Annotated in this window: 6 protein-coding genes and 4 pseudogenes; all 10 read right to left on the minus strand. The window is 72.2% G+C overall.

The window, feature by feature from the left end; genetic code table 11:
• Window positions 1-27: 27 nt before the first annotated feature.
• Window positions 28-1,917 carry a condensation domain-containing protein gene (locus PV963_RS00185; protein ID WP_274813633.1) on the minus strand — a complete coding sequence of 630 codons (1,890 nt, stop codon included), beginning with the start codon at window positions 1,915-1,917 and terminating at the stop codon, window positions 28-30.
• On the minus strand, window positions 1,914-2,498 hold the full coding sequence (locus PV963_RS00190) for an AMP-binding protein (protein WP_274813634.1): 585 nt from the start codon (window positions 2,496-2,498) through the stop codon (window positions 1,914-1,916). The genes PV963_RS00185 and PV963_RS00190 overlap by 4 nt, the downstream gene beginning before the upstream one ends.
• Entirely contained in the window at window positions 2,417-2,851 is a 435-nt protein-coding gene (locus PV963_RS00195) for an AMP-binding protein (protein WP_274813635.1), read from the minus strand. Before PV963_RS00195 ends, PV963_RS00190 begins: the two co-directional genes overlap by 82 nt.
• A gap of 185 nt (window positions 2,852-3,036) precedes the next feature.
• Window positions 3,037-7,028 (minus strand): annotated as a pseudogene (locus PV963_RS00200) (MupA/Atu3671 family FMN-dependent luciferase-like monooxygenase).
• Window positions 7,029-7,075: 47 nt separating this feature from the next.
• Complete coding sequence (locus PV963_RS00205) at window positions 7,076-8,758, minus strand: acyltransferase domain-containing protein (protein ID WP_274813636.1); 1,683 nt, start codon at window positions 8,756-8,758, stop codon at window positions 7,076-7,078.
• A 122-nt stretch (window positions 8,759-8,880) separates the two neighbouring features.
• Window positions 8,881-9,027: pseudogene (locus PV963_RS43750) on the minus strand (hypothetical protein); the annotation flags it as partial.
• Between the two features lie 68 nt (window positions 9,028-9,095).
• A pseudogene (locus PV963_RS00210) lies at window positions 9,096-10,387 on the minus strand (polyketide synthase); the annotation flags it as partial.
• A complete protein-coding gene (locus tag PV963_RS00220; protein ID WP_274813638.1) occupies window positions 10,387-11,664 on the minus strand; it encodes an MFS transporter in 1,278 nt (425 codons plus the stop codon). The gene PV963_RS00220 and the pseudogene PV963_RS00210, both read right to left, overlap by 1 nt.
• A 131-nt stretch (window positions 11,665-11,795) precedes the next feature.
• Complete coding sequence (locus PV963_RS43755; protein ID WP_425540854.1) at window positions 11,796-12,335, minus strand: beta-L-arabinofuranosidase domain-containing protein; 540 nt, start codon at window positions 12,333-12,335, stop codon at window positions 11,796-11,798.
• A gap of 232 nt (window positions 12,336-12,567) precedes the next feature.
• A pseudogene (locus PV963_RS00230) lies at window positions 12,568-12,899 on the minus strand (DUF7639 domain-containing protein); the annotation flags it as partial.
• Between the last annotated feature and the right edge of the window lie 166 nt (window positions 12,900-13,065).

The following is a 13,065-nucleotide window of genomic DNA, read 5'->3' on the forward strand; positions in this document are numbered from 1 at the left end:
TCCACCGCCGTACGGCGACGCGGTCCGTCAGGGCGGCGAAGGAACCGGCGGCGCCGCCCGCACGGGCAGCGCGAAGCCGGAGATCGTGCAGGCCAGCAGGGATTCGAACGCGCGGCGCTCACGGTTGGCGTAGGAGATGTTGAACACCACGTCGGCCTGCCCGGACTTCTGCGCGAGCAGTCGGCCCAGGGCCGCCGCGGTGACCACGAACGGCGTCGTGCCCCGCTGGCGCGCGAGGCGTTCGACGGCGGAGCGCACATCGGCGGGGACGGTGAACATCACGGCGCCGCCCCGGCCGCTCGGCTGCTCGGGCCGGGGCCGGTCCAGGGGCAGGCCGACCGTGAACGGCACGCCGTCCAGCTCGCGCAGCCAGAAGTCCAGGTTGCGTTCGTCGGCGGCCTCGTCGGCCCGTTCCCGCTGCCAGCGGGCGTACTGGGCGGGCTGGCACCGCACGGGCGGCAGGGCGTGGGGGTCGCCCCGCAGGGCGGAGCCGTAGAGCGCGGCCAGTTCCTTCAGCAGCAGGCTGGCGGACCATCCGTCGCAGGCGGAGTGGTGCAGGACGAGGAGCAGGACCCAGGTGCGTTCGCCGGTGCGCAGCAGGCGCAGGGACATCGGCGTGCCGCGGGTGGGGTCGACGGGCGTTTCGGCGGCCCGGGTGCTCGCCTGGTCCAGGGCTGGTTGCCGCTCGTGCGCGGGGCGTGCGGTGAGGTCCTCCAGCGGCAGCTGAACGGGGCAGGGCCGCAGTACCTGCTGTTCCCAGCCGTTCCCGCTGCGGGCCAGGCGGGTCCGCAGTCCCTCGTGCCGTTCGACGAGCTGGGTCAGGGCGGTGCGCAGGGCCGCGATGTCCAGGTTCCCGGAGAGGGTGATCCGCAGGGCGACGTTGAAGACCTGCGGGAGGGGGTGTTCGGCGTGCACCGTGGCGAAGCGGGACTGCTGGGCGGTGGCGGGTGCCCGGCGCTCCACCGGGCCGGGGTCGTCGGTCTCGGCCTCGGTTTCCGTCTCGGTTTCGGTTTCGGCCTCCGCCTCGGTTTCGGCCTCGGTTTCGGTCTCGGCCGACGGGCTCGGCTTCATCGCCGCGAGCGTTTCGGCCAGGTGGGTCGTCATGGCCCGCAGTGTCGGCTCCTGGTAGAAGCCCAGCATCGGGTATTCGGTGCCGAACTCCTCCCGGACCTGGTTGACCAGCCGCATCGCGGTGATCGAGTGGCCGCCCAGGTCGAAGAACGAAGTGTCGGCCGTGACGGTGTCGGCGTCGATGCCGAACTCGGCTGCCCACAGGCGCCGTACGCGCCGTTCGATGTCCGTGCGGTGGCCGGACGCCGGATCCCCGCCGGTGCCGCTCGGCCTGTGGCCCGGTGCCGTGGTGACGAGGTCGGGCGCCGGCAGCGCGGTGCGGTCCAGCTTGCCGTTGCCCGTCAGGGGCAGGGCGGTCGGGATCCGCCAGGCACGCGGCACCAGGTACTCCGGGAGCCGGGCGGCCAGTTCCTCGGCCAGGAGGCCGGCGAGCGCCTGCCGGTCGTCGGCCGAGACGCCGATCGGGCCGGCGGGGACGGCGTAGGCCGCCAGATAGGCCTCCCCCTGGTCGTTGCGCCGGGCCAGCACGGCCGCCTCGCGCACCCCGGCCAGGGCGTTGAGCACGCGGGAGACCTCCTCCGGCTCGACGCGGAAGCCCCGGATCTTGACCTGGTCGTCGGCCCGGCCGCAGAACTCCAGTGTCCCGTCACCGCTCCAGCGGACCAGGTCGCCGGTGCGGTACCTGCGGGCATCCGGGCCGCGGTCGGGGTCCGGCAGGAAGCGCTCAGCGGTGAGCTCGGGGCGGTGCAGGTAGCCGAGGGCCACGCCCGGGCCGCCGACGTACAGCTCCCCCACCGTGCCGACGGGTACGGGGCTGCCGGACTCGTCGAGCACGCTCAGCGTCACGTTGTCGACCGGGCCTCCGATCGCGATGGAACGGGCGGGGTCGACTCCTGGCCGACTCCCTGGCCGACTCCCTGGCCGACTCCCTGCGGGGACACCGTTTCCGTGGTGCACAGGACGGTGACCTCGGTGGGCCCGTACACGTTCACCGTCTCGTACGGCGCCTCGGACCGCGGGCGGGTGCGCAGCACGTCACCGCCCAGCAGCAGATGCCGCAGCGGGGGCTGATCGCCCGCTCGCAGCCGCAGGAGCTGTTCGCCCAGGGCGGTGGGGAGGATGGAGAAGGTGACGCCCTGCTCGGTGTACCACCGGGCCAGGGCGAGCGGATCCCTGCGCATGTCCTCGCCGGCGATCGTGACCGACGCTCCCGCGGTGAGCGCCGGCCAGATCTCCAGGACCGAGGCGTCGAAGCTCTGGCTGCACACGACGGCGCTGCGGTCGGCCGGGGTGGAGGCGAAGCGCCGGTGCTGCCACTCGCACAGGTCGACCACGCCGCGGTGCGTCAACATGACACCCTTGGGGGTGCCGGTGCTGCCCGAGGTGTACAGGACGCAGCACGCGGACCGGGTGTCGGGGGCGGGCATGGTGGCGTGCGGGCGGTGCGGCCGGTCGCGTCGGGTGGTACGACAGTCACGTGCCCGGGCAGGTTCAGCGCGGTGGCCGCCTCGTGCGTGGACACCAGGGTTCGGGCCCCGCACTCGGCGATGACCTGCTCGGCGCGTGCCCGCCCCAGGGACGGGTCGAGCGGCACATAGGCACGGCCCGCCTTGAGCGTGGCGAGCATGGCGACTACCAGGTCGGTGGAGCGTGGCAGCCACAGCGCCACCACGTCGGCGTCGCCGTCGGTTGTGGTGTGCTGCTCGCGCAGGACTGCGGCCAATTGCCCGGCGTGCTCTTCCAGTTCGCGGTAGGTGAGGCGGCTGGTGCCGCTGATCACCGCCGTGCTGTCCGGCCGGGCGGCTGCCTGCCGGGCGACGAGGGCGTGGACGGTGGTGTCCGCGGGCGGGCGGGCCGGGCCGCGCTGCCAGGACCGCGGTACGGGCTCCCCTTCGGCGGCGGTCTCGACGGCGGCCGGGGCGAGCCGCGACAGGGGCGCATCGGGAGTGTCGACAGCGGCGGTGATCAGGTCCGGAAGGTGGTGAAGAACCCCTCGACGGTGTGCTGGTCGAACAGGTCGGTGTTGTACTCCAGATGGCAGCGGATGCCCTGCGGCTGGTCGGTGAAGTAGACGGTGAGGTCCGTCAGCGCCTTGTCCGGACCCACGTCCAGCGGGATGGCCTCGATGCCGGGCAGGTCAAAACGGAACGGCTCGGCACGCTGGAACTCGGCGAACGCCTGGAACACCGGCGTCCGGTCGACCGCCCTGACCGGGGCGAGTTCCCGCACGACCTTCTCGAACGGCACGCGCGCGTGGTCGTACGCGTCGAGGGCAACCGAGCGCACCCGGTCCAGCAGCGCGGTGAACGCCGGGTCGCCGGACAGGTCGAAGCGCAGCGCGAGCGTGTTCACGAAGAACCCGAGCACGTGCTCGGCCCGCTCGGGCCGGTCCGAGAAGGGGGTGCCGACGACGATGTCCGTCTGCCCGGTGATCCTGTGCAGCATCGCCGCGTACCCGGCGAGCAGCGTCATGAACAGGGTGCTGCGGCGGGTTCGGCTCAACTCGCGCAGCCTGCAGGAGAGTTCCGGGTCGAGGGTGTGGAAGACCGCCCGGCCGTTGGAGGTCATCGGCGACGGGCGCGGCCGGTCGGTGGGCAGGGCGAGGACGGGCAGGTCGCCGGCGAGGGTGCGGTGCCAGTGGGCCAGGTCGGCTTCGGTCTCGGGGCTGTTCGCCGACGCCGCCTGTTCCCTCGCGTGCTCGACGCAGCTCCAGGTGAGGGCCGGGAGGTCGGGGGCGGTGCCGTCGCGTTCGGCCCGGTAGAGGGCGGAAACATCGCGGGCGAGGATGGTGGCCGAAGCCGCGTCGACCACGATGTGGTGCAGGGACAGCACGAGGACGTGCTGCGCCTCGGCGAGCCTGACGAGCCGGGTGACGAACAGCGGGCCTTCCGCCAGGTCGAAGCGGCGTGCGCTCTCGGCCGCCAGGACGTCCTGGAGCGTGGTCCGGGTACTGCCGGTGCCGTCCACGACCTCGAAGTCGGGCTCGGCGGATGCCCGCACCAGCTGACGCGGTTCGCCCCCATCTCCCGGAAGACGGTGCGCAGGCCCTCGTGCCGGGCGACGAGGCCGCGTAATGCCGCGTGCAGGGCGGGTACGTCGAGGGGGCCGTCGAGACGGACGGCCTTGACCTCGTTGTAGGCGGTGCGCCCCGGGAGCAGGCGCTCCAGGAACCAGATCCGCTCCTGACCCGGCGACAAAGGGGCCTCGGCAGGGGCGCTTTCGCCAGGGACCGGTCCGGCAGTGGACGGCCGGTGGTAGTGGCGGCGCAGCGCGTCCAGGCGGGGCAGTCCCGAGCGCAGCTCGTCGGGTGCGACACCGAAGTCGACGAGCGCCACGATCTCGTCTGCGCCCGCCGCGGTCACCGCGTCCACGACCGGGCGGACACTGTCCACCGTGCCGATCAGGGCGCGCTGGTCGCAGTAGCGGCCGTAGGCGCGGCGGAACACGGCCTCCAGGTCGTCCTCGCTGAGCGCGGCCAGATCGACGCTGTGCCCGAGGCTGTTGGTGACGCCGCTGAACAGGGACAGGGAGGCGCGCATGTAGCGGGACAGGGGTTCGTACGCCTGAGTGCGTGCGGTGTCGTGGTCCTCCGCGAGGTAGGTGTGCAGCAGGACCGCCACCCGTCCGGCATCCGGGTCCAGGCCGTGCCGGGCCCGTGCACTGCGGTAGCGGGCGATGTTGTCCCGGAGCTGTTCGACGCTCTGGGTCATGAGGTTGGTGACGATGCCCAGGCCGTGGCGGGCGGCCAGTTCGTACGAGGCGGGGTTTGCGACGACGGCGGTGTACATGGGCGGGGCGTCCTGCACCGGCCGCGGGAAGAGCCGCAGGTCGGCGGCCTCGCCGTCACCGGTGGTGCGACGCACCGCCTCGCCGCGCCAGAACCTCCGCACCTCCTCCAGCTGTTCGAACATCAGCTCCCTGTGCCGGCCGAAACGGTCCGGGAAGAAGGCGAAGTCCTTGGAACTCCAGCCACTGGCGACACCGATGCCGACGCGCCCGCCGGAGAGGTTGTCGACCATCGACCACTCCTCCGCGACCCGGATCGGGTCGTGCAGGGGCAGGACGACCGAGCCCGCGTTGAGGCGGATGCGCTCGGTCCCACGGGACAGCGCGGCCGCGAGCACCGCCGGGTTGGGGAAGAGGCCTCCGAAGGAGTGGAAGTGGCGCTCGGGCATCCACAGGGCATGGAAACCGTGCCGGTCGGCGAACCGGGCCACCTCCATCAGGAGTTCGTACTGGCCGTGCCGGGGCGCCGAGGCGTCCTGCGGGTAGTCGCCGAAGAAGTAGACGCTGAAGTCGGCGGTACGTGGGGCGGTTTCGGCCGCGAGTGCCGTGCGGGTCCCGGTGACCGCCGCGGTGTTCCAGGCCATGGCGGCAACGGGGGCGGACGTCGACGCCGGCGCGGTCGGTGCCGGTGCCTGGTCCGGTTCCGGGGGCGTGGCCTTCGGCGCTACGGGCCGCCCGCCCGGGAAGAACCCGGCCGACCGCAGCTCGCGTAGCGAGTCCCGTACGGCGTCGGCCACGAACTCGATGTCGCTGTCCGAGTGGGCCGTGGAGAGGAAGAAGTTGCGCCACTCCCAGACGTGCACGCCGCGCAGCATCAGGTGGTGGTAGAGGAGCTCCATGTCGGCGCGGTGCTCGAAGCGGAACTGGGAGCCGAAGTGGGTCATCCGCAGCGGGTACTCCTCGGCCTCGAAGAAGCCGTTGAGCGTCGTGGCCAGTTCCGCGGTACGCGCGTTCAGGCGCTCCTGGAGGTGCGGGCTGTGCTCCTTGAGGTGGGTGAGGACGGCACGGGCGGCGACCATCGACACCGGGTGCTGGATGTACGTACCGCCGAAGAACGTCGTGTCGGCAGGCGGGTAACTGTCGTCGCCGTACGACCAGTAGCCGCCGTCGACGCCGTCCATGATGTCGGCACGGCCCGCGATGGCGCCGATGGGAAAGCCGCCGCCGAGGAGCTTGCCGTAGGTGGCGAGGTCGGGGGTCACGCCGTACAGCTCCTGCGCGCCGCGCGGGGCGGGGCGGAAACCGGTCAGCATCTCGTCGAAGAGCAGCACGATGCCGTGGCGGCGGGTCAGCTCCCGCAACTGGCGTACGAACTCGCCCGGTTGGAGCGAGGGGTGCCTGCTCTGCACCGGCTCCACGACGACCGCTGCGATGTCGTCGGCGTGCCGGGTGATCGTCTCCAGGGCGGTGTCGCTGCCGTATTCGAGGACCAGCAGATCGGAGACGGCGGCCTGCGGGATGCCCCTGGAGACGGGCACGGTGATCTGGTCGGCGCCGCTGCCCGAGGCGCGGCCGAGGACGTTGTCGGCGTGGCCGTGGTACGCGCCCAGGAAGGTGACGATCTTGTCGCGGCCGGTGGCGGCGCGGGCCAGGCGGATGGCCGCCGAGTTCGCCTCCGTGCCGGAGTTGGCGAAGGCCACCCGCTCCAGCCCGGTGAGTTCGGCGAGGAGTTCCGCCGCCTCGCCGGTCTCGATGGTGCGGGGGCCGAGCTGGATGCCGCGGGACAGGTGCTCGCGCACGGCCTCGCTGACGAAGTCCGGCTCGTGGCCGAAGAGGAGCACGCCGAAGCCCATGGTGATGTCGACGTACTCGTTGCCGTCGGCGTCCTCCAGCCGCGCCCCGCTCGCGCGGCGGCCCGCGACCGGGTACAGCATCTCCTTCGTGGCGCTGCGGAAGCCGACGACGGCACGGCTGTCGGCCAGGACGCGGCGGTAGCGCTGGGCGATCTGCTTGGAGGTGGGGGTCTTGGCGGTGTAGCGGCGGACGAGGTCGTCCAGATGCCTCTGCTGGGTGTGCGGGGAGGCGTCCCGCACCATGCCGGAGTTCCTCGCTACCGACACTCGGGGGCCGTGGACACGCGCCGGTTCCGGGGACCCCTGTTCCGGGCCGGGGGTTCCGTCGCCGATCTGCTCGCCGATCTGCTCGGCGATCCGCCGGGAGAGCTCCTCCATCGCCGCCAGGTCACGGTCCAGTGCGGCGGATACGCCGTTCAGCCCGCTCACTTGGCCACCTTGCCGTTGAGCCGCTCCGTCACCGAGGCCGTCTGGAGAGCCAGCAGCTGGGAGAGCTGGGACATCATCTGGAGCTGTATCCGGGACATCTGCTGGATCTTGTGGGCCAGATCCTCCAGCTCCTCGCGAGTCGCGTACTCCGGAGCCGGGGCAGGTGCGGGAGTCGTGGCGGGAGTGGGCGCGGACAGGGCGATCGCGGGCTCGGGCACGGCAGGGGCGGGTGCTTGCGGTGCGCCCGCCTGCATGGCGACGGCCGGAGGCTGCGCGGCGGGCTCCGGCGCCCCGGACCTCTCCCCCACGGCTTCCGCCGAACCCGTCCCGGCGTTCGGCATACGGGCGACGATGAACTCCGCGAGCCGCCGCGGCGTGCCCGTCTCCTCCAGCAGCTGCCGCATCGTCACCTTGACCTGGTGCTCCTGTTCCAGTTCCCGCAGCACGCTGATCATCTGCAGCGAGTCGGCGCCGAGCTCGAAGAAGTTCGCGTCGCCGACGATCGCCGACGGATCCCCGCCGAGATGCCGGGCGGTCGCATCGACGATGCTGTGCAGTACCCGTGCGACCGCTGCCTCTTGCTGAACCACTTCGGCTCCCTTGCTCGCTGATGTTCCCCTGTTGAGGGCCGTCGGCTCCGGCCCCGTCCAGTGGTCCTGGTGCTGGAATCGGTATCCGGGCAGCGGGATGCGTCTGCCGCCGCTGCCGGCCAGGAGCGTCTCCCAGGCGACGTCCGCTCCCGCGCAGTGCAGCCCCGCGGCCGCTCCCCAGAGGGCGCCGAGCCCGGTGCCGCGCCGTAGGGACGGCAGTGCCCGTACGTCGGGCAGCGCCCGGCGCGCCAGACCGCTGAGGGTGGTGTGCGGCCCGATCTCCAGCAGTACGTCGGGCTGCTCGGCGCCGATGCCGTGCAGCGCCTGGTCGAAGCGGACGGGCTCGCGGGTGTGCCGTAGGAAGTGGTCCGCGTCGGGGATCCAGCCGGGCGGGCGGGTCACACCGTCCAGGGCGCTGACGAACGGAAGCAGCACCGGCCGGAAGTCCGCATCGTCGAGGGTCTTCCGGAACTCCTCCAGCATCGGTTCCATCGAGGCGGTGTGGAAGGCGCGGGTGACCGGCAGCCGATGACCGGGTGTGCCCCGGTCGTCCAGCAGTTCGCACGCCCGCTCGACGGCCGCCACGGGCCCGGCGAGCACCTGGGCGCGGTCCCCGTTGGACACGGCAGGCTCCAGTCCGGGGATCTCGGCGGCCAGGGCGAGGGCGCTCGCCCGGTCGAGCGGCGCGGCCACCATCGCGCCCGGTGCGCAGCGCTGCCGCATCAGCCGGCCGCGTTCGGTGGTCAGGCGCAGACCGTCCTCGAGCGACAGGGCTCCGGCCGCGTACAGGGCGGCGTACTCCCCGACGCTGTGCCCGGTCACGGCCTGTGGTTCGACGCCGCAGTCGCGCCACAGCCGGACGAGGGCGCATTGCAGTGCGAACAGCGCGGGCTGCGCGATGTCCGTGTCTCCGAGCGGCGCCTCCCCCGAGTCCTCCGTACACAGTGCCGCGAGCAGGGAGTCGCCGGTGAGGTCGCGGTAGTGCTGTTCGCAGGTGTCGAGCACTTGGCGTGCGGCGGGGAAACGCGCGTAGAGAGCGGAGGCCATGCCGGGGTGGTGGCCGCCCTGGCCGGTGAACTGGAACGCCACGAGCGGGGCTCCCTCCCGGGGGCCGTCCCCGTGGTCACCGCCGCTCCGGTGGTTGCCGTGGTTCCTGCGAGCCACGCGTCGAGGACGTCGGCGAGGGCTGCCGGGGTGGAGCCGCGGGCCGCGAGGCGGTGGCGGCCGTGGGCACGGCCGACGGCGGCGGTGGTGACGAGGTCCGACAGCTGCGGTGCGGGTGGCTGCCGTAACCGGTCGCGGAAGGCGCGGGCGTTGGCCGCGAGGGCTCGGGGGCTGCTCGCGGAGACGAGCAGCACGTCGGGAGGCGCGGCCGAGCCGGTCCTGGGCGCGGGTTCGGGGCCTGTTCCAGGATCAGATGGACGTTGGTGCCGCCGACGCCGAGTGAGGTCAGGCCCGCGCGTCGGGGTATGTCGCTCGCGGGCCAGGGCCGGGCGGTCCGGGGGATGTAGAAGGGGCTGCGGTCGAGGTCGATGCGGGGGTTGGGCTCGGTGAAGTTCGCCATCGGCGGGATCACGCCGTGGCGCAGGACCAGCAGGGTCTTGACGAGGCCGGCCAGTCCGGAGGCGGCGTCGAGGTGGCCGATGTTGGCCTTGGCCGAGCCGAGGGCGCAGAAGCCTTCGCGGGCGGTGTCCTCGCGGTAGGCGCCGGCCGCGCCTTCGAACTCGATCGGGTCGCCCTTGAGCGTGCCGGTGCCGTGCGTCTCCAGGTAGCCGATGGTGTCCGCGCCGACGTCCGCGCGTCGCAGCGCCTGGCGGATGGCGGCGTGCTGGCACTGGGCGCTCGGCGCGGTGAACGCCGATTTGCCCGCGCCGTCGTTGCTGATGCCCCAGCCGCGGATGACGCCGTGGATGGTGTCGCCGTCGGCGACCGCCCGGGCCAGCCTCTTCAGTACGACGGCCAAGACGCCGGTGCCTCCCACCGTGCCGTCGGCGCCGGCGTCGAACGCCCGCAGGCGGCCGGACCTGGACAGGATCGAGCCCTTGACGTGGCGGTAGCCCAGGACCTGCGGAACATGGACGGCGGTGGCGCCGACGAGGGCGATGTCGCAGTCGCCCATGAGCAGCGACTGGGCGGCCGCCTGCACGCCGACCAGGGAACTGGAGCAGCCTGTCTGGAGGTTGACGGCCGGGCCGGTCAGGCCCAGCCGGTAGGCGACGCGGGTGGCGGCGAAGTCGGCGTAGTTGCCGACGGTGATCTGCATGTTCGCCGCCCAGTCGGACGTGGGGTGCCTGGGCAGGACGTTGTTGAGCAGGTAGTTCTGGAAGGTGTACAGGTGGTATCCGGTGCTGGCGTAGACGCCGACGCGAGTGCCGCCGCGTTCGTCCGGGTAGCCGGCGTTCTCCAGGGCGTGCTGGGCACATTCCAGGAACATGCGCTGCTGCGGGTCGGTGAGCCGGGCCTCGCGGGGCTCATCGCGAAGTGCTGTGCGTCGAAGCCGGCGATGTCGTCCAGCAGGCCGGAGGCGCCGACGAAGTCCTCCGCCTCGTACTCCTCGGCGGGGACACCGGCGGCGGCGAGTTCCTCGTCGGTGAAGCGGGTGATGCAATCGGTGCCGTCCCGGATGATCCGCCAGAAGTCCTCGGGAGTGTCGGCGCCGGGCAGCCGGAAGGCCATGCCGATGACTGCCATCCGCGGGTCGGGCTCGCTCGTGCTCATCAGCCGCGTCCTTCCGTCACGCTCGGTCTGTCGCGGCCTGCGGGTTCTTCCGCGGGCGGGGCGGGTGTCGCTCTGCCCCGGCTGACCAGCCACAGCAGAAGGGCCGCGCACAGGGCGATCGCGAGGCCGTGGAACGCGGCCACCACCTGGAGCGGCGAGAAGGTCTCCAGGAGGGCGCCGCTGACGAGCATGCCCAGGCCAAAACCGGTGTTCTCGGCCGAGGCGGTGAGTCCGAAGAGGCGGCCGCGCTGGTCGTCGGGGGCGGTCTGGAGCCTCGACACGTACACGATCTCGGTGAATCCGTCGGCGGCTCCGGCGACGAGCGCGGCGATGACGGCGGGCACGGTCGGCAGCCCGCAGAAGACCACGATGAACCCGGCCGACATCACACAGGCGCCGAGCGCGAACGCCCGCTCCCCCGGTGTCCGCCCGGTCCTCTTGGTCACCCGGCCGATCACCTGCTGGGCGACGATGTTGCCGATGGCCCACGTGGCCCAGAACTGGCTGATGAACGTGGCCGGATGATCCGGGTCCAGGCTGCTGGAGTAGAGGGGGAGGGCGACGTTGTGGGACGACGAGCCCAGCCCGTCGACCGCCCGGATGGCGATCATCGCCATCAGCAGCGGTGCCGTGCCCAGCAGCATCCTGGCCGTCCAGCGCGCGGCGCCGAGGTCCTTCGCGGAGCCGCCGCCCGTGGCGTCGGGGGTCGCTGCGTCGGTGGCCGCCCTGGTGCGGACGGGAAGCAGGGACAGCACGGTCGCGGAGACCAGGAAGGTCCCGGCGTCCAGCGCGAACGCCGCGGAGTAGCCGAGCTCTGCGACCACCACGCCCGAGGAGGCGAATCCGGCGATCATGGCGAGTGAACGCCCGGTCACCAGCAGCCCGTTGGCCCGGACCCGGTGCTCGGCGCCGACGATCTCCGGGATGCTGCTGCGCAGGGCCACCTGGGAGAGTGTCGAGCAGCCGCCGGTGACCACGGCCAGGACGTACAGCAGTCCCGGGCGCGTGCCCTCGGGGGCGAGCAGCAGCGACAGCAGGGCCACGGCCTGGCACACGTCGGCGCCGACCATCAGGCGCTTGCGGTCGTGGACCGAGACGAGCCGTCCGCTCACCCAGCCCGACACGACACTGGTCGCCAGCCGTACGGCCATGAAGAGGCCGGCGGCCAGCGCGCTGCCGGTGGCGTCGTAGACGAAGACGTTCAGCGCCACCATGTTCAGGTAACTGCCGTACGCCGAGATGCCGTTGCCCAGGACGAGCAGACGGAAGTACCTCATGCACCTTCCCCTGGTCTGCATGAAGGGTGTGACTGGAGTGAGACTTGGATCGCCCTGCCCGACTGGTCAGCGGTGATACGGGATCCAGGCGGACGGCGGTCGCCGACGTGGTCGCCCGTCGCGCCCGCCGGTCACGCCCCCTTGCAGGCACAGCACAAAAGCCATTCCCCCCAATACGCCGCCGGACGACGGCTATTGGTCCGCAACCCAAGCAGATCCGGACAGGCGCGTTCAAGACTCCGAGAGTGGTCTAGACGACTTTCGGTCCGGATTTGGCGATTTCGGAGCGCTCGGGATCGGACCTGACCGTGCCTGGCGCTCAGCGTCGCAGGTCCGCCTCGTTCGGTGCCGCCGCAGCAGGTGCCGGTGTTGCCGTACTGGCGTCGGACGCCCGGGCCCATGCCGACGAAGTAGGTGACCTCGGGGCTGTCGGTGCTGGGGGCATCCCAGCGGGAGGCGAGGATGTGGTTGGTCAGGCCCCGCTCGTAGTAGTCCATGTAGGCGGGGTCGGGGTCGTGGAAGAAGAGCTGCCGGCTCAGCTTGAGCATGTTGTACGTCGCGCAGGTCTCGGCGTTCTTGTCGTCGAGGGTGGCCGCGATGGCGTCGCGGGCGCGGAACATCTCGCCCTGACCGGTGCCGCCCAGGGCGTACATGCGGGGGCCCGCGACCATGCCCCAGATATTGCGGGCCGCGGCGGCGTAGCTCTCCTCGCCCCGTGTGGTCGAACAGGCGGAGGTAGCCGGTGAACTGCGGGATGTGCTGGTTGGCGTGTCTGTCCTCCAGGATGAGGTGGATCGCGGGGGCGATCGGTGTCGCGGGCCCGTCCGCCGGGACGCGTGCGGGCCGTTCCGCGATCCACTTCGCCCGGTCCTCGAAGTAGGCGATGGCCTCGTCGTACTCCTCCCGCGTGACCGGGTCTGCGAACGCGGCGCCGTCCAGGTGCTCGCCGGTTCCGGTCACCAGGACCTGAAGCGGCCAGTCCTCGCGGTTCATGTCGCCGAACCCGTAGTGGCGTTGGGTCTCGGGATGGCGAGGCAGGCGGCGCGGGCCGCGGCCCGGTTCTCCTCGGTCCGGTCGGCGAGGAAGGCGTCGACGGCCGCCAGGCAGCGGTCCGTGGAGTCCGGGCGTCCGTCGAACTGGTCGATGGCGTCGCGGACCTCGGCCGGCAGCAGCTCGGGCGTGAGCCGGGTGCGCGGCTCACTGAACCGCCATGCGGCCGGCTCATGCGCGGACACCCTGGCGCCGTCCGGGAGTTCGGTGGCGACCAGTCGCAGCGCAGCTGTAGGTGACGCGGTTGCCGATCACCCCGGCATTCTGTCGGAACCGCTGGTCGGCGCAATGTGTTCGTCGCCTGCGCGGCGACGCCCGGAAGCCGGGTCCTCCCCCGCCGTCCGGAGGAGG

It is taken from the genome of Streptomyces coeruleorubidus (assembly GCF_028885415.1).
Lineage (GTDB): Bacteria > Actinomycetota > Actinomycetes > Streptomycetales > Streptomycetaceae > Streptomyces > Streptomyces coeruleorubidus_A.

Coding starts and splice junctions, on each gene's coding strand:
- PV963_RS00190 (WP_274813634.1), bottom strand. CDS start 2,498: ATGCCCGCCCCCGACACCCGGTCCGCGTGCTGCGTCCTGTACACCTCG.
- PV963_RS00220 (WP_274813638.1), bottom strand. CDS start 11,664: ATGAGGTACTTCCGTCTGCTCGTCCTGGGCAACGGCATCTCGGCGTAC.
- PV963_RS43755 (WP_425540854.1), bottom strand. CDS start 12,335: ATGGTCGCGGGCCCCCGCATGTACGCCCTGGGCGGCACCGGTCAGGGC.